Origin of the sequence: Stenotrophomonas indicatrix (assembly GCA_041545745.1) — a bacterium.
In the GTDB taxonomy this organism is placed as follows: Bacteria; Pseudomonadota; Gammaproteobacteria; order Xanthomonadales; family Xanthomonadaceae; genus Stenotrophomonas; species Stenotrophomonas indicatrix_A.
This window is the reverse complement of record CP168152.1, coordinates 3,888,047-3,905,482: the sequence shown is the minus strand read 5'-3', so window position 1 is coordinate 3,905,482 and position 17,436 is coordinate 3,888,047. Positions and strand designations below refer to the sequence as shown.

Below are 17,436 nucleotides of genomic sequence, written 5' to 3'. Positions count from 1 at the left end.
ATGAGCAGCGCGCCGCCACGCCGGTTGGGCTCGATCGACGCCCTGCGCGGCATGACCGTCGCGGCGATGCTGCTGGTCAACAACCCCGGTGACTGGAGCGCGGTGTTCGCACCGCTGCGTCATTCCGAATGGCACGGCTGCACACCGACCGACCTGGTGTTCCCGTTCTTCCTGTTCCTGGTGGGCGTGTCGATGGCCTTCAGCGTCGCACCGCGCGCGCTGGATCCGGCCTTACGGCCCGCACTTGCACGTGGCGTGCTGGAACGCGCGCTGCGTATCGCCATTGCCGGCGTGTTGCTGCACCTGCTGGTGTGGTGGGCACTGCACACGCATCACTTCCGCATCTGGGGTGTGCTGCAGCGCATCGCGCTGTGCGCGGCCGTGGTGGGCGTGCTGGCGGTGTATGCGCGCCCGCGCATGCAGGTGGCCGTGCTGGTGGCGTTGCTGGTGGGTTATGCGGCGCTGCTGCTGGGCGTGGGTGACCTTGCGCCCTGGACCAATCCGGCCAGCCGTCTGGACACCACCTTGTTCGCGCCATGGATCTACCAATGGCAGGCCGATACCGGTCTGGGCCATGACCCGGAAGGATTGCTGAGCAGCCTCGGCGCGTTGGCCAGCACCGTGCTGGGCCTGCTGGCCGGTGGCCTGCTGCGCAGCGGCCGAGCCGGTGCATTGGCTGCGCTGGGTGCGATCACCGCCGTGCTCGGCCTGCTTCTGGCGACGGTGCTGCCGCTCAACAAGCAGCTGTGGACGCCCAGCTACGTGCTGTGGACCGGGGGTCTGGCCGCGCTGGCGTTGTGGCTGGGCCACGTGCTGATCGACCGCAAGGGATGGCCGGCGCTGGGCCGGCGCTTCGGCGTCAATGCGATCACCGCCTATCTCGGGGCCTCGGTGATGTCGGTGATCCTGTTGGCGACCGGTGCCTGGGGTTGGGTCTGGCAGCAACTGGCTGCGGCGATGCCACAGGCGTTGGAGCTGGCCTCGATGCTGCAGGCGTTGGTGTTCGTCACGCTGTGGTGGGGCGTGGCCTGGTGGCTGGACCGACGTCTCATTTATCTGAAGATCTGAGCGCGGGCAAAGATGGTAGTGAACGGCTTATCCACGCATGGCGTGGATCTACTGTGGTGATGGGTTGCGGGGCCATCCACGCATGGCGTGGATCTACTGTAGAGCAGGCCTTGGTAGATCCACGCCATGCGTGGATGCTCTCCGCCGGCCAATGGAGGTGAACCGGTTCATCGACATGCGGGCTGTGTGAGTACTTCGCGGCTTCACAACGAAAGCGTGACCGACTGCCGATAAGTTCACCTACCGAAACCATTCATGGCAGGGCAGACTGCATCAGCAGTGTCGTACAGAGCATCCGCAGTTCCTGATCCCCGACCCAGGAGTGCTGTATGTCCCATGTCGTCCCGCGCGGCTTCCGCCGGCGCCGTTTGACCGTTTCCCTGCTGCAGATCCTGGCGATGCCCTCGCTGCTCGCCCTGTCCGCTCCTGCTGCCTGGGCAGGTTGCGATGCAACGGCCCCCGTCGCCGGACAGACCGTTACCTGCAGCAGCACCGCCCCCAATCCCGAGACAGCAGCCATCAGCGCCAGTGGCGCGCCGGGCATCACCGTGAATGTGGGCAATGGCGCGCAGCTGCAGCAGGCCGGCGCGGGCAGCGCCATCTCCCTGCTCGGCGCTGGCGGGCACGTGCTCACCAATCTCGGGGCCATCAGCTCGGCGAGCGGTACCACGGTACAGCTTGGCGGTGGCAGCCGCGTCGACAACACCGGCAGCATCAGTTCCGGCAGCGGTATCGCACTGCAGTTCAGCGGTGCCGGCGACAGCGAGCTGGTCAACCGCGGCACCATCAGTGGCAGCAGTGGCGTGCAGTTCGGTGCCGGCAACGATCGTCTGCAGATGCTGGCCGGCAGCATCACCGGCGGCGTGCAGCAGGGCGACGGCAACGATGTGCTGCTGCTCAGCGGCGGCACCCTCGACAGCCTCGACCAGGGCAATGGCGATGATCAGCTGACCGTCAACGCCGGCACCATCACTGGGCTGGTGACGCAGGGCAGTGGCCGCGATGACTTCGTCATGACCGGCGGCACCATCGGTGCCCTGCAGCAGGGTGACAACATCGATACCTTCCGCATGAGCGATGGACGGATCGTCGGCGCGTTCGAAGATGGCGACCAGGCGTGGATGACCGGTGGCCGCATCGGCCGGGTCAACATGAAGCTGGACAAGAACCTGTGGGACATGTCCGGCGGCACCGTCGACGGCAACGTGGTCACCGGCTTCGACCAGGACACCATCATCATCTCCAACGACGCCTACATCGGCGGCAACATCAGCGTCAGTGGCGGCGCCGACAGCGTGACCATCACCGGTGGCACCGTGCGTGGCCAAGTGCTGCTGAGCACCGGCAACGACACCTTCAACTGGAATGGCGGCGGCATCGCGTACGGCGCCATCGACGCAGGCCCCGACGATGACGTGGCCACGCTGATCAACCTCAACCAGGGCAACATCGGCGCGGTGCCGCTGTTCAACGGCGGCAGCGGCAATGATCGTCTCAGCTTCAGCAACGTCAAAGGCAACGGCGTCGCGCGCTTCCAGAACTGGGAAGCGATCACCCTGGCCAACAGCACCGAGCTCACCTTCGATGGCGACCTGGTGCTCGGTGACAGTGTCAGCGGTACCGGTTCACTTACCGTGGATGACACCAGCACGATCTATGCAGGCAGCGGTACGCATGCAGTGCGTCCTTTCAGCGGCAGCACGTTGGTCAATGTGGCCAACGCCGGGCGCATCGATCTGACCGGCTCCGCACCGGGCGATGTATTTACCGTGCGCGGCAACTACCGTGGCGATGGCGGCGGGCTGTACCTGCGTACCGTGCTGGCGGCGGACAACGCCACCAGCGACCGACTGGTGATCGATGGCGGCACGGCCACCGGCAGTACCGGCATCGGCATCATCAACACCGGCGGCAGCGGAGCGGCCACGCTGGTCGACGGCATCCTGGTGGTGCAGGCATTGAACGGTGCGACCACCGCACCATCGGCCTTCTCGTTGTTCGCACCGGTCTCGGCCGGTGCCTACGAGTATTTCCTGTTCAAGGGCGGCGTCAGCGCCGGCACCGGCGAGAACTGGTACCTGCGTTCGACGTTGGCGGCCGGGCCGGCGCCCGCCCCGAACGGGGGCGGTGAAGTACTTCCGCCGCCTCCACCGACGCCACCGGTGGCACCACCGCCGCCGATTCCCCCGGCACCGCCGCCGCCGCCGGAGGGTGCCACCGATCCGGACCTGACCGCAGGCGAGACCGCGCCACCGCCGCCGCCGCCAGAACCTGCGCCAGTAGCACCGCCCAGCGATCCCCCCGTACCGGGCGTGCCGGTGGCCGGTGGCAGCCTGCCCGGTACCAGTTCGCCGCCGCCCACTGCGGGAGCAACACCCGCCGCGCCGGACGAGAACGGCCTGGTGCCGCTGTACCGCCTGGAGACCGCCGCCTATGCCGTGGTGCCCCCGCTGCTGCGCGAGACCTCGCTGGCCAGCCTGGGCACCTTCCACGAGCGCCAGGGCGAACAGCGACTGCTGTACAACCAGGGCACGTTCCGCACCGCGTGGGGGCGGTTGGTGGGGCAAAGCAGCGAGATCCACTGGAAGGGCGATGCACGGCCCGGCTTCGATGGCGACGTGATGGGTGTGCAGGCGGGCCTGGACGTATGGGCGGCCGCCGGCGACAGCCACCGCAACCAGATTGGCGTGTTCGTCGGCCGCACCCGCGCCGATGGCAAGGTCACCGGACTGGCCGTGGGCTGGGACAACGTGCTGGTCGGCCAGAGCCGGTTGGACGACAAGCACGTGGGCCTGTACTGGACGTTGACCGACAGCAGCGGCGGCTACATCGACGCAGTGGCGATGCAGAGCCGCTACGACGGCCGCACGCGTTCGTCGCGCGGGCTGGGCATCGACCTCAAGGGCGATGGCACCACGCTGTCGCTGGAAGCGGGCAAGCCACTGCTGCAGTTCGGACAGTCATCGTGGTGGTTGGAGCCGCAGCTGCAGGTGATCTGGCAACGCAGTTCGCTGGATGACCAGCGTGATCTGGTGTCCACCGTTTCCTTCGACAACGACAACGCCTGGACCGGCCGTGTCGGCCTGCGCCTGGCGGGCGACTATCAACTGTCTGACAACGGCTGGCAGCCGTACTTCAAGTTGAATTACTGGCACGGTCGCTCGGGCGAGGACCGCATCCTGTTCGACGACGACGCGATCATCAATTCGCAGCGTTCGCGCGCACTGGAAGCCGGTGTCGGCGTGGTCGGGCGCTTCAACCGCACCGTCAGTGCGTATGCTGTGGCCGATTACACCCGCGAGCTGGGTGGCAGCGACAACGGCAAGCGCCGCATCATCGAAGGCAACATCGGCCTGCGCGCGGATTGGTGACGACCGCCGCTTTGGTGGCTTTGGTGGGTGCCGACCTCGGTCGGCACGAATCCAACGGGCGGCATGCACCGCCCTGGTAGGTGCCGACCTTGGTCGGCACAAATCCAACCGACGTCATGACCCGCTCTGGTAGGTGCCGACCTTGGTCGGCACGCATTGGCAGCAGTCAATCAATCCCAACGCCGCCGCATCACAACGGCGAACGCCCCAGCAACGCACCCGCGTGATCGGCCAGCAGCTGTACCGCATGCAACAACCCTTCCTCGGTCTGTGGCGGGCACTGCGCCTCCGCGTCGTCCAATTCCCGCGCGGCCTGCGTGGCCAACAACACACCACCCAGCGCAGACAACGCCAGCAGGCAGCGCGTGGTGCCGGCCAGATCGCGCGCACGTGCCGGCGTGATGCGCAGTTCCGTCCACGGCTCGCCGTCGGCGGCGTGGCAGCGCGTGATGTCGCGCAACCGCTTGAAAAAGACCGGCGTGGGAGCGGCTTCATCCGCTTCGGTCAGCGCGTCTTCCAGTGCCTCGGCAGTGGCGTTGGACAGCTGCAGGTCGGGCAGGGCATCACCTAGCAGTGTGTGCAGGCGCGGATAGGTGGGGTAGAGCGTGGTCATGGCAACAACCTCACAGGGCTGGGCCACCTGCGGGATGCAAGGTGGCGGGCGGTGCGGGTTGGCGTGCCGGTCAAAATCCAAGCGAAAAAGCCGACGGATCGCGAGGATCCCCACGCACCGCCCGCCATGGGCGAGCAGGTGCATTGTCGTGATTGCCGCTGAAGCAGCAATCTGATCGCTTGAATGTTTGATTCGGGACGCCAATCCCGGCCAGCGCAGGTGGCGCTGGCACAGCGACCTTCGCGCGTTTGCCGCCGCGCCGACATGGGCAAAGTTGTAAATCGCAGTCCGATCCTGAAGTGCCTGATACGACACGCCGCGCGACGGCCGAGGCGTTATGCTTCGCCTTCATTCAACGACAGGGAGATGTCGATGCGAAACAGCAAGGGACTGCCGGCACGAGCCGCCTTGATCGCCACGCTGCTGGCTGCGACCGCTGCGACTGCGGCCGACACCATCGAGATCCCATCACCCGCCGCGCAGGCACAGCTGCTGGACATGCTCGAACGCGAGGCGCTGTACCGAAGCAGAGTCGACTGGCCAGCCACGCGCACGCGGCTGAAGGACGCGCAGGGCGATTCCGCCAGGGTTCGGACCGTGCTGGTCGAAGCCATCGGCCGCAGTTCCGGCGGTCACGGCACCTGGATGACCCCGCAACGACAGCAGCAGCGTGTGCAGCGCTTCGCCCGGGAAAATGCCAGCGCCGTTGCCCGCAGCGAAAGCTACGCCACGCACGCACGTGACCCGCGTATCGGCCAGGTGCTGATCGAGGGCTATGCGGCCGACCCCAGTGCGCCGCCGCCGCAGCTGCAGCAGCAGAACATCCAGCGTGCGGTGCGGTGGCAGAACATCATCCGTGAAAAGGACAGCACGCCTCGCTGTGGCTGGATCGTCGACCTGCGCGACAATACCGGCGGCAACATGTGGCCGATGCTGCTGGGCGTTGCGCCACTGCTGCGCACCTCGGCAATGGGCGTCGAGGACGTGGGCTCATTCGAGACCGCCGACGGTCCGGTACGGTGGCAGACCACCGCCAGTGGCGTGCGCATGGGCGATGCGACGGGTCTGGATTTCGGCCAGCCCGGCTATCTACCCAGCCTTGTTGGCGCACCGGTGGCAGTGTTGACCGGCCCGCGCACCGCAAGTTCCGGTGAGGCGACCGTTCTGGCGTTCCGCGGCCGCGCGCAGACCCGCAGTTTCGGCCAGCCCACGGCAGGCGTATCGACTGCCAACGTGGTGCGCCGGCTGGTGGACGGCAGCGCGCTGGTGCTGACAACCAGCGTTATGCGCGATCGCAATGGACATGGCGACGGGCGGAAGATCGCGCCGGACCAGGCCACCGTCGGCGATGCCGCCACGGTGGCTGCGGCCGAAGCCTGGCTGCTCGCCCAGCCGGCCTGCAAGGAGGGCTGAGCCATGTTGCTGATCGGCCAGCACGAACGGGTGCTGATTGTCGGCCCCAGCGAAGCGCACCACTGCCTGCGCTGCCAGGCTGAAACCGAATTCGCACCGCAGCTGCGCTACAGGATGGCGCGCATCGACCTGCTGTTCGGCTTCGTCTACCAGCGTCGCTATGAGCTGGCCTGCACCGGCTGCGAACACGGCTGGGTGCTGGATACCGAAAGCATGGACCAGCAGCTGGGCGGGGTGCCGATCCCGTGGCGACACCGCTTCGGCCTGCCGGTGATGCTGGTGGTGGTGGCCGGGCTGGCAGTGGCGGGGTGGATGTGGCGGATGGGACACGGAGGCATCTGATGGGTCATGGTTTGCATATGTCCCATATTGGGACTAGGATGCGCCCGTGAGAGTCTTCGCGCTGTCTACGCTCAGGCGCTACTGGGAGAGGTTTCCAGAGTGCGAGCAGCCGCTGAAGGCTTGGCACGACGAAGCGAGGCGCGCGACCTGGGCGAGTCCGCATGACATCCGCAGTTGCTATGCGAGTGCGAGTTTCATCGGTAGCAGTCGCGTGGTTTTCAACATCAAAGGCAACAGCCACAGGTTGATTGTCGACGTTACTTATCAGCGTCAGATGATCTACATCAAGTTCATCGGCACCCATGCCGAATACGACCGGATTGACGTAGCGACCGTGGAGGAAAAATGAACATTCGTCCCATTCGCACAGAAGATGACTACCAGAACGCGTTGCGCGAACTGGAGGCCTATTTCGAGAACGAACCCGCCCTGGACAGTGAAGAAGGCGATCGCTTCGAGATTCTCGCCACCTTGGTGGAGGCTTACGAAGCGAAGCATTACCCGATAGAACTGCCGGACCCCATCGAGGCAATCCGCTTCCGCATGGAGCAGGGCGGTCTGACCGTCAAGGACCTGGTACCCTCCATTGGTCAGCTCAACCGCGTGTATGAGGTATTGAATCGCAAGCGTGGATTGACCCTGGAGATGATCCGCAACCTGCACCGCGACCTGGGTATTCCGGCGGAAAGCCTGATCGGCCGCTGAGGTCCATCCCGATGCGGGATGGGGTGTGCGTAGCCTCGTGCAGGGCCTGCTAAAGTTGCAGCCAGCAACCACGTACCGGAACCGACCATGGACCACGAAACGCCGTTCGAACCCGCCAACGATCTGGAAGTGCGCCTGTTGCAGGCCCAGGACGGAACCCTCACGGCCTCGCAGTTCCTCGACGGCCTGCTGACCGCGCCGGTGTTCGTGCTGCTGGACAAGGCCATCGGTGAAGACGGTGCGTGGGACGAGAGCATTTCGCCGCTGGTGCTGACCAGCGAAGGCGGGGAGCCGATGTTCGCGGTGTTCACTGCGCCCGAGCGCGCGGAAATCTGGCACGAGCAGCTGCCGCAGTTCGCCCATGCCATGCCCATCGCGGTGCATGCGCTGCTGTCGGGCATCGGCGAGGGCGTCGGCCTGGTGCTGAACCCGGGCCTGGACGTGGGCATGGAAATGATCCCCGACGCGGTGGCGCAGCTGAAGGAACGTGCTGCGGCGATCACGCGTGGGATGGCGCACTGATAAAGCTGTGGTTGCCGGCCAGCGGCCGGCACTACGATGCTTCAGCGGGCGGCGGCGATCGCCTTCACCCGCGCCTTGGCCAGCGCTTCGCCAATGGCCGGCCCCTTCAGGTGTGTGGTATCCAGATCACGCGCCTGAACTGACAACGCCGCCTGGTGCAGGCGCTTGAGCGTTTCGCCCTGCGGGTAGTCGCTGTCCTCGAAACCGAGCCGGCCGCGCTTGTCGGCCTCGCAGCACAGCGCGATGCGCGCCACCCGTTCCGGCCGGCGCAGTGCATCGCAGCGGCCCAGCAGTTCCAGCACGGTGGCATCACGCAGCTCGTCGATGCGATGCACGTTCAGATGCTCGCGGCAGACGGCCTCGGCCAACTGCTGGTGCTCGGCCGGAATCTTCAGGCGCGCGCACAGTGCTTTCAGCGGCTTGATGCCGCGCTGCTCGTGCATGATGTGGCGCGGCCATTCCTCGGGCGGGGTCAGGCCCTTGCCGAGGTCGTGGGTCAGTGCGGCGAAGCCGACCAGGTCATCACCGGGCGCCAGCTTGGCCGCCATGTCGCTGACCATCTCCTGATGGATGCCGGTATCGACTTCCGGATGGAATTCCGCGCGCTGCGGCACGCCGTACAGCGCTTCCAGCTCCGGCAATATCGGGCCCAGCGCGTGCGCGTCGTGCAGGGTGCGCAGGAACGCCGATGGGCGTTCGCACACCAGCGCCTTGCGCAGTTCCTGCCATACCCGTTCGGGCACCAGCGCGTCGAGCTCGCCACTGGCGGCAATCTCGCGCATCAACGCCATGGTTTCCGGCGCGACGGTAAAACCGAGCGAGGCGAAGCGGGCCATGAAGCGCGCCGCACGCAGCACGCGCAGCGGGTCTTCAACGAATGCAGGACCGACATGGCGCAGCACGCGCTGCTCGATGTCGCGCGCGCCACCATAGGGATCGACCAACGCGCCGCTGTCTTCATCGCAGGCGATGGCGTTGATGGTGAAGTCGCGGCGCTGCAGGTCTTCTTCCAGCGTCACCGCCGGATCGGCATCGACCACGAAGCCGCGGTAGCCACGGCCGGATTTGCGTTCGGTACGGGCCAGCGCGTATTCCTCGCCGGTCTTTGGGTGCAGGAAGACGGGGAAATCGCGGCCCACGGCGGTATAGCCCTGCGCTTCCATCTGCGCGGGCGTGGCGCCGACGACGACCCAGTCACGGTCGCCGGCAGGGCGCTGCAGCAGGCGGTCGCGCACGGCGCCGCCGACAAGATAGATCTTCATGTGGAGGATGATCGCATGCTGGGCATGGATGTACCGGTAGTGCCGGCCGTTGGTGGGCTACCCTGGGCAATAACGGATGCCGGCCAGCGGCCGGCACTACCGGATGTCGATCAGTCGCCACCCTGGTCGGCGTTGGCAGCGCAGGTGAAGCTCTTGCGCTTATCCACCAAGCGGCCCATCAGGCGGTCGCTCAGCGGCAGTGCGTCGCCGTTGAGTCGCCAGTCGTAGATCACGCTGAAGGCCAGCACGCGGGCAACATACTCGCGCGTTTCCTTGTAGCTGATCGTCTCGATCCACAGGTCCGGATCGAAGCCCGGGCGCTGGGTCTGCCAGCGTGCGGTCGGGGTCGGCCCAGCGTTGTAGGCGGCGATGGTCACGTAGGGCAGGCCGTCGTACTTGTTCATCAACTGCCGCAGGTACGCGGTGCCGATGGCGATATTGGTGTCCGGGTCGTACAGGCTGTCAGCGCCGCCGTAGCCGGTCAGGCCGATGGACTTGGCCACACCAGTGCCAGTCGCCGGCAGCACCTGCATCAGGCCCATGGCGTTGGCAGGCGAACGCGCGCGGGGGCTGAACACGCTTTCCGCACGGATCTCAGCGGCCACCCAGGCCGGGTCCAGCGCATTGCGCGCTGATTCGCGGCGGATCGTGGCGTCATGGTGCAGCGGGAAGCGCAGGTCGTACAGACGCTGCTCCTGCTTCTGCTTGCCGAGCGAGAACACCGCGCGGTCGAACCAGCCGTTGTCCTGCGCCACGCGTACCGCGAGGCGACGCTGCGTGTCATCAAAGCGTGACAGTGCGTTGTTCCATTCGGCCACCGCCCAGCCGGCGCGGTCGATCTGGTACAGCGCCATCGCGCGCTGGATGGCCGGATCGCGGGCCACCAGGGCCTGCGCCTGCGCGCTGTCGTTGGGCTTCCACGGGCACAGCGTGTAGGGCTGCTGCAGCTTGTCCGCCGCCAGGAAGCCATGGAAGGTCGGCGCGCGTGCGGCTTCGCGGAACAGCGGCTGCGCCTGCTGTGCCTGGCCGGTCTTTTCCAGCATGCGGCCTTCGAAATAGCGCCAGCGCGAATCGTTGCGCTGGGTCGGGCCCATCTTGCGGATCGCTGCCAGCGTCGCCGGCCAATCGCCGCGCGACATTGCTTCGCGTGCACGCCATTCGTGCAGGCGTTCGTCGTAGGCTGCATCGGGTACGGCATTCAAGCGGCGGGCCGAGTCGGGCAGGTAGGACGCCACCGTCCACAGGGCGATCTGGTAACGCACCTGGCCCTGCTGTTCGGCGCTCAGGCCCAGCGCCTGCGCATACTGCGGCAACTGCTGCTCGGTGGCGTCCGGGTCGGCCTTGGCCAGCTTGGCCAGGCCATCGGTGGCGATGCGCCGGCTGCGTTCGTTGCGCGGCCAGTTCAGGGCACTGGCATTGGGCTTGTCGACGAAGGCGGCGTAGGTGTTGGCCAGCGCCAGATCGCCAGCCTGCAGGCCGCGGGCGGCCGAACGCATCACCGCCGGCTGCTGGGCATCGGCAGCGGCATCGATACGTTCCCAGCGCAGGGCATCGCTCATGCCACCCTGCGCCTGCAGCACGGCGAACACGGCGTCGCAGGCATCGGGCAGCGACTTGCCGTTCTTGCGCCACAGATCCTGTGCCTCGCCAATCCACTGCGGGTCCACCTTGCCGGTGGCCTGGCGTGCTGTCAGCTGCGCACAGCGCAGGCCGAGATTGTCGGTCGGAACCCAGTTGGCCAGCAGCGTCGGCCAGTCCTGCCGGCGCGCCACGGAGGGCAGCCAGGCGCTGCGGAAGCTGTTGGCCACGGCCTGGCCCTGGTAGCGCTTGAGGAAGGCCTGCGCCTGCGCCGTATCGACGGTGTCGATGTTTCGCCGCAGGTTGGCGAACTCCAGCCAGCCATACGCTGGATGGCGGCTGAGCGCGGCGGCCTGGCCGGGGTCGAACTGGCCACGTTCGGCGGCCGCGATGGCGGCCTTCAGCTGGGCGTTCTGGGCATCGAGGGACTGGGCACTCGCGCAGCCGATCAGCAGCGTGGTGGCCAGCGGGAGCAGGGACAGGGCGGTCGAAGATCGTCGGGTCATGGCGACCAGCATAGCGGGCAGTGGCTGAATTCAGTTTCTCATTGTGTACACGTCTGGAGAGGGCAACGACAGCTGAATGACGTTGTGATGCGCACTGCCGCGAGGGCAGCTGCCCGGCGTAGGTTTGGGCTGGGGCGACCGGCCCTGCTGCAGGGAGCGGCACATGGCATTCAGTAGCGCAGGAAGAAGCGGCCCGCTGGCGGACATCAACGTCACGCCACTGGTGGATGTAATGCTGGTGTTGTTGATCATCTTCATCGTGACTGCGCCGATGCTGTCGCGGCCGATCAACGTGCAGTTGCCGCAGGCCACCGATCGTGTGGTTGATCGCCCCGAGCCGCCACCACCGATCGAACTGCGCCTGGATGCGTCCAGCCAGTTGAGCTGGGACGGGCAGCCGATGGCCATCGGCGATCTGCAGTCGCGCCTGCAGGCGCAGGCCAGCCAGCATGCCGGCAACCTGCCGGAGCTGCGCATCAGCACCGATCCGTCGGCCGAGTACGACGGCATGGCCAAGATCCTGGCCGCCGCCGAGGCCACGGGCATGGAACGCATCGCGTTCGTGCAGTGAGAGAGTCACCGGTGCGGCCTTCCTGATGGAGGGCCGCACTCGCGCAGGGGCACTGACAAAGGCGCCGATGGTCAGCGTGGCCTTCGGTGAATACGCAGCGAAATGACGTTATCTGCTTTCAGAATCGTCAAATTCGCGTGAAAGAGTGTCGGGCATCACGCCGCGATGTTTACCGCTTGTTTACAAAGGAGACGCTGCCGCCATGCAGGGGGGAGCGCGGCAGTCCATGTCCCGACATTCCTTTGGAGAGAGAGCGAATGAATTACCTGCATCACCGCCCCTTGGCGGTTGCCGTCGCGCTGTGCGTGACCGCACTGGCCCCGTTGGGGGCTGCTGCCCAGTCGGCCACCACCGACCTGGACCGCGTCGAGGTCACCGGTACCCGCATCAAGCGCGCTGAAGTGGAAGGCCAGGTGCCGGTCCAGACGCTCAATCGCGCCGATATCGAACGCACCGGTCTGACCTCGATCGGTGAAGTGCTGCAACAGCTCACCGGCTCCGGCTCGGCGCTCAATGCCAAATTCAACTCGTCGGGCAACTTCGGTTTCCCGCCCGATGGCAGTGGCGTCGGCGCGGGTTCGGCGCAGGTGGACCTGCGCCATCTGGGTGCCAAGCGTGTGCTGGTGCTGGTCGATGGCATCCGTTGGGTCAACGAATCCTCGGCCTCGGGCGTGGGCTCGGCCACCGACCTCAACACCATTCCGCTGGCCATCGTTGAACGCATCGAAGTGCTGGAAGACGGCGCGTCGTCGCTGTACGGCTCCGATGCCATCGCCGGTGTGGTCAACATCATCACCCGCCGCGACTTCGATGGCGGCCAAGTGACGTTGAACTATGGCCAGTACGGCAAGGGCGATGGCACGCAGAAGGGCGTGGACCTGGCCTGGGGCAAGAGCGGCGACCGTTACAGCCTGTTCCTGGGGGCAAGCTGGACCAAGCAGGACCCGGTGTATGCGAAGGACCGCGAGCAGTCGCGTTTCCCGATCCCCGGCACCGGCCTGGCCTTCGGCAGCGGCGGCATTCCGCAGGGACGCTTTGCCTTCGTCGATCCCAACACCGGTGCCGAACAGGACATCGTGCCCAACACCGGCGTGAGCAGCCCGCGTTACGACGGCAGCGCCGGCTGCAACCGCACCGACGACTACCACTGCTTCACCAGTGCCGACCGCTTCAACTTCGCCGAGTACAACATGGTGCTGACGCCGTCGGAGCGTAAGGGCCTGTTCGGCCAGTTCCGGTTCGACATCACCGACAACGTGCAGTGGTACGTCAAGGCACTGGGCAACCGCCGCGAGTCGACCAACCAGGCCGGCCCCGAGCCACTGTTCTTCGGCCCGGATGGTGCCACCGGCAATCCGTTGGCCGACAACATCGTGGTCTCGGCACTGAACCCGTACAACCCGTTCGGCTTCGACCTGGTGTCGTCGGGCAACATGAGCCTGATCGGCCGTCGTCCGGTGGAAGGCGGCGCGCGCGTGTTCGAACAGCAGGTGGACACCACGTACTTCGCCACCGGCCTGGTCGGCAACTTCCAGGCGGCTGACCGCAGCTGGTACTGGGACGTCAACGGCATGTACAGCAAGAACAAGGCCGAGCAGACCAACTACGGCAGCTACAACATCTACAACGTCAACATGGCGCTGGGTGATCCGGCCGTGTGTGCTGCAACGCCAGGCTGCGTGCCGCTGAACATCTTCGGTGGCGCCGGCTCGATCACCCCGGACATGCTGCGCTGGATCCAGCCGGTGGTGCGCGACCGCAGCCAGAACGAGCTGAGCCTGTTCACCGCCAATCTGTCCAGCGATCTGTTCACCCTGCCAGCCGGTCCGGTGTCCTTCGCCACCGGCCTCGAACACCGCAAGTACAAAGGCTCGTACCAGCCTGACCCGCTGACGGTGATCGGCCACTACAACGGTGTGCCGTCGCAGCCGACGTCCGGTTCCTACGACGTCAATGAAGCGTACCTGGAGCTGAGCGTGCCGATCTTCGCCGACTCGGCACTGGGCAAGAAGCTGGACCTGAGCCTGGCCGGCCGCTACTCGGACTACTCGACCTTCGGTGGCGAGTTCACCCCCAAGTATGGCCTGCGCTGGCAGGTGACCGATGACTTCGTCCTGCGTACCACTTACGCCGAAGGCTTCCGCGCACCGTCGATCGGTGAGCTGTACGGTTCGGCTGCGCGCGCCGATCTGCAGCTGTTCGATCCCTGCTCGGTGGGCCTGGGAGGCACACCGCCGCGCGGCAGTGCGGCCAACTGTGCCTCGCTGGGCGTGCCCGCTGGATTCCAGCAGGCCAACTCGCAGATCTCAGTGACCACCGGCGGCAATCGCGAGCTGGAGCCGGAGCAGTCGCGCAGCTTCAGTGCCGGCTTCGTGTGGAGCCCCTGGTTCGGCAACGATGCGTCATGGTCGGAGCGCTTCGACGTGGAAGTGACGTTCTACCGCCACAACATCGATGGCGCGATCCAGGCGATCAACGCGCAGACCCAGCTTGACCTGTGCGTGGATACGCTGGACCCGATCTACTGCGATGGCATCACGCGCGCCAGCACCGGTGCGGTCAGCAGCTTCAACAACCGCCTGACCAACCTGGGTTCGATCAAGACCGACGGCTGGGATGTGGATCTGTTCTGGACCCTGCCGCAGAGTTCGATCGGCCAGTTCAAGCTGGGCTGGAAGAACACCTTCGTCGGTCGCTATGAGGCCACCGGTGCGGCCGGCCAGCGGCAGCCGCAGAAGCCCGGCGTGGAAGTGGCCGACAGTTCGATTCCGGAATGGACCAGCAACGCCAGCATCGGTTGGACGCTGGACAACTGGAGTGCCAACTGGACGGTACGCCACATTTCCGAACTGACCGAAGACTGCGGTGACGCCGTGGCGTTCCCGGTGTGCAGCAACCAGGCTGCTGGCACCAACACGCTGTCGGCGACCACCTTCCATGATGCGCAGGTGGGCTACAAGATCGACTGGATGAAGGGGCTGCAGCTGACGGCCGGTCTGAACAACGTGTTCGACAAGGATCCGCCGATCTGCCTGTCGTGCTCGTTGAACGGCTATGACGCCTCGACCTACGACATCCCGCGTGGCCGTTACTGGTACCTGCGCGCGGACCTGCGGTTCTGACGTGAGGACGGCAGCGCCGGAGTGATTCCGGCGCTGCTTTTGCTGCGGTAGCGCCGGACCATGCCCGGCGCCGCTTCCATCAGAACGACCAGGTGAACGTCAGCGAGCCGTTGCGACCATCGCCATACGCGCCGTAGCCGGTGATCTGCGAGTAGTACTTCTTGTCCAGCAGGTTGTTGAGGTTGGCCTGCACGCTGAATTCCGGCGAGATGCGGTAGCGCACGAACGCACTGACCAGCGCATAGCCTTCCTGTTCAAAACGACCTACCACCGGCGCCGCGTAGTAGATGCGGTTCTGCCAGTTGGCACCACCACCGACAGTCAGTTCCTGCAGCGATTGCGGGGTATAGCTGGTGAACAGCTTCAGCGCGGTCTGCGGCAGGTTGGTGTTGATGTCGGCGTCGTTGATGTCCTTGGCCACGTAGCGCGACGCACCGAAGGTGGCATTCCAGCCCGGTGCCAGTTCGCCGTTCAACTCGAATTCGAAGCCACGGCTGACCGTGCCGCGTGCGGCGACATAGGCCGTTTCATTCTGCTGTCCATCCACCTTGTCCATGGTGGCCTGGCCGACGTTGTCCTGCTCGATGCGGAACACGGCCAGCGAGGCATTCAGGCGGTTGTCGAACCAGGCACCCTTGACGCCTACTTCGTAGCTCTTGCCATCCACCGGGTCCAGGTAGCTGCCCTGCTTGTTGCGCAGCGTCTGCGGCTGGAAGATTTCGGTGTAGCTGGTGTACGCCGAGTAGGTGTCGTTGATGTCGTAGACCAAGCCGGCGTACGGCGTGGTGACCTTGTGCGAGCGATCATTGCCTTCGTCTTCGCTCTTCCAGTCGGTGTAGCGCGCACCGACGATCAGCTTCAGCGGATCAGCCAGTGACAGCCGCGCGGCCACGTAGCCGGCCTTCTGGGTGATGGTGCCTTCGCTGGCCAGTGCCAGTGGATTCCAGTTCGGCTGGGGGATGTTGCCGGTCCAGTTGAGGTAGGTATCGAACGGGTTCCAGCCCGGGCCGCCCATCTGGAAATCGCCGTAGTTGGCGAACTCGCGCTTGTTGTAGCTCAGGCCGGCCATGAACTGGTGCTCGCGACCGAACAGCTGGAACGGACCATCGATGTAGCCGTCGATGCCGTCGACCTTGCGCTCGGTGTTGTAGAAGCCGGCCATCGGCGTTACGCCCGCGCCGGTGGTCTTGTCGAAGGCGGTATAGGACGGATAGAACAGCTTGTCATCGGCCTGGGTGCGATCATGCGTGGCACCGATCTTGAACTTCCAGCCATTGCCGAAGGCGTGCTGCAGGGTGGTGAAGGCGCGCTTGCTGGTGGTGTCCCAGTAGGTCCAGTCCGGCGAGGGATTGAACGACGTCGGGTAGTTGGTTGCAGTGCCGTCCGCGTACCACATGGGGAAGCCGCCCCAGGTCGCGCCGCTGGCCTTCTTGTGCTGGTAGTCGTAGCCCACGCTGAGCTGGGTATCCGGGGTCAGGTCGGCATCGATCACCGCATAGCCCAGCGTCTTGCGCTGGTTGTAGCGGTCCATCTGCGCGTCGGTGTCCAGGTAGCTGCCGATCACGCGGCCGCGTACGGTGCCGCTGGCGTTGAGCGCGCTGCCCACGTCCACGGTGGTGCGGGTGCGGCCCCAGCTGCCGACGTTCACCGACACGCTGCCGCTCAGCTCGGCGCTGTCGGCGTGCTTGCGGATCAGGTTCACCGATGCCGACGGGTTGCCGGCGCCACTGAGCAGGCCGGTGGCGCCGCGCACCACTTCCACGCGGTCGTACAGGGCCAGGTCCAGGCCGGAGTCGCCGTAGCTCCAGTTCTGCACCATCTGCGTGGGCAGGCCATCGAACTGGTAGCTGTCGATGTAGAAGCCGCGCGCGTAGAACTCGGTGCGCTCGCTGTCCGACTGCGTGCTGGTCACGCCGGTGGTGTTGCCCAGCACGTCGATGATGTCGTCCAGCTTCTGATCTTCGATGCGCTGGTGGCTGATGATGCTGACCGACTGCGGGATTTCGCGCGGCGCCAGGTCGAAGCGGGTACCGGCCGAGGTGCGGCGCACCGAATAGCCTTCGGCGCGCTCGCCCTTCACCACGACCTTGTCGAGGGTGGTCGGGTCGGCGGCGGTTTCGGCGAAGGCGGCCGGGGCGGCGGCCAGGCACAGGGCGGAGAGCACCGCTGCGGACAGGCGATGCGGCAGCAGGGGAGAGGTCGAACGGGTCATCAAGGTTCCTGGACGGGCACGTGCGTGCGTCCGACCGGCTTCCCGGATGGTCTGGCGCCGCGGCTGGTGGGGATCTCACGCCGCTGGCGAAGCCCTGCGTTTCAGGGCGGTGGCTGGGCAATGCGAGGACGGACGAACCGTCCTGGCTGCC

13 protein-coding genes are annotated in these 17,436 nt (G+C 66.0%); 9 read left to right on the top strand and 4 right to left on the bottom strand.

The window, feature by feature from the left end:
- Both ACEF39_RS17755 and ACEF39_RS17750 read left to right on the top strand, forming a co-directional pair.
- Positions 1–1,068, top strand: coding sequence for an acyltransferase family protein (locus ACEF39_RS17755; RefSeq protein WP_500286019.1), 1,068 nt, complete (start codon positions 1–3; stop codon positions 1,066–1,068).
- 329 nt (positions 1,069–1,397) lie between these two features.
- Positions 1,398–4,439, top strand: coding sequence for an autotransporter family protein (locus ACEF39_RS17750; protein ID WP_500286018.1), 3,042 nt, complete (start codon positions 1,398–1,400; stop codon positions 4,437–4,439).
- Between the two features lie 190 nt (positions 4,440–4,629).
- On the opposite strand, the gene ACEF39_RS17745 is transcribed toward ACEF39_RS17750, so the two are convergent.
- Positions 4,630–5,052 carry a hypothetical protein gene (locus ACEF39_RS17745; protein ID WP_500286017.1) on the bottom strand — a complete coding sequence of 141 codons (423 nt, stop codon included), beginning with the start codon at positions 5,050–5,052 and terminating at the stop codon, positions 4,630–4,632.
- Between the two features lie 372 nt (positions 5,053–5,424).
- Between ACEF39_RS17745 and ACEF39_RS17740 the strand changes: the two genes are divergently transcribed.
- The 5 genes from ACEF39_RS17740 (at position 5,425) to ACEF39_RS17720 (ending at position 8,034) form a co-directional block, all read left to right on the top strand.
- Entirely contained in the window at positions 5,425–6,465 is a 1,041-nt protein-coding gene (locus ACEF39_RS17740) for a S41 family peptidase (protein ID WP_500286016.1), read from the top strand.
- Positions 6,466–6,468: 3 nt separating this feature from the next.
- The gene (locus ACEF39_RS17735; protein ID WP_500286015.1) at positions 6,469–6,807 is read left to right on the top strand and encodes a hypothetical protein; all 339 of its coding nucleotides are present in this window, start codon (positions 6,469–6,471) and stop codon (positions 6,805–6,807) included.
- A 46-nt stretch (positions 6,808–6,853) separates the two neighbouring features.
- Positions 6,854–7,156: a type II toxin-antitoxin system HigB family toxin gene (locus ACEF39_RS17730; RefSeq protein ID WP_375069311.1), complete on the top strand. Its 303-nt coding sequence runs from the start codon at positions 6,854–6,856 to the stop codon at positions 7,154–7,156.
- Positions 7,153–7,512 carry a helix-turn-helix domain-containing protein gene (locus tag ACEF39_RS17725; protein ID WP_500286014.1) on the top strand — a complete coding sequence of 120 codons (360 nt, stop codon included), beginning with the start codon at positions 7,153–7,155 and terminating at the stop codon, positions 7,510–7,512. The genes ACEF39_RS17730 and ACEF39_RS17725 overlap by 4 nt, the downstream gene beginning before the upstream one ends.
- 87 nt (positions 7,513–7,599) lie before the next feature.
- Positions 7,600–8,034, top strand: a complete 435-nt coding sequence (locus ACEF39_RS17720) for an SseB family protein (RefSeq protein WP_049467432.1) — start codon at positions 7,600–7,602, stop codon at positions 8,032–8,034.
- Positions 8,035–8,075: 41 nt separating this feature from the next.
- Here ACEF39_RS17720 and ACEF39_RS17715 read toward each other — a convergent pair whose 3' ends face one another.
- Both ACEF39_RS17715 and ACEF39_RS17710 read right to left on the bottom strand, forming a co-directional pair.
- The gene (locus ACEF39_RS17715; protein ID WP_500286013.1) at positions 8,076–9,296 is read right to left on the bottom strand and encodes a multifunctional CCA addition/repair protein; all 1,221 of its coding nucleotides are present in this window, start codon (positions 9,294–9,296) and stop codon (positions 8,076–8,078) included.
- A 110-nt stretch (positions 9,297–9,406) separates the two neighbouring features.
- Complete coding sequence (locus ACEF39_RS17710; RefSeq protein WP_500286012.1) at positions 9,407–11,392, bottom strand: transglycosylase SLT domain-containing protein; 1,986 nt, start codon at positions 11,390–11,392, stop codon at positions 9,407–9,409.
- 151 nt (positions 11,393–11,543) lie between these two features.
- Between ACEF39_RS17710 and ACEF39_RS17705 the strand changes: the two genes are divergently transcribed.
- Positions 11,544–11,951 carry an ExbD/TolR family protein gene (locus ACEF39_RS17705; RefSeq protein WP_346587699.1) on the top strand — a complete coding sequence of 136 codons (408 nt, stop codon included), beginning with the start codon at positions 11,544–11,546 and terminating at the stop codon, positions 11,949–11,951.
- A gap of 257 nt (positions 11,952–12,208) precedes the next feature.
- Entirely contained in the window at positions 12,209–15,073 is a 2,865-nt protein-coding gene (locus ACEF39_RS17700) for a TonB-dependent receptor plug domain-containing protein (protein ID WP_500286011.1), read from the top strand.
- A 79-nt stretch (positions 15,074–15,152) separates the two neighbouring features.
- On the opposite strand, the gene fhuE is transcribed toward ACEF39_RS17700, so the two are convergent.
- Positions 15,153–17,285: a ferric-rhodotorulic acid/ferric-coprogen receptor FhuE gene (gene fhuE / locus ACEF39_RS17695; RefSeq protein WP_500286010.1), complete on the bottom strand. Its 2,133-nt coding sequence runs from the start codon at positions 17,283–17,285 to the stop codon at positions 15,153–15,155.
- Positions 17,286–17,436: the final 151 nt, after the last annotated feature.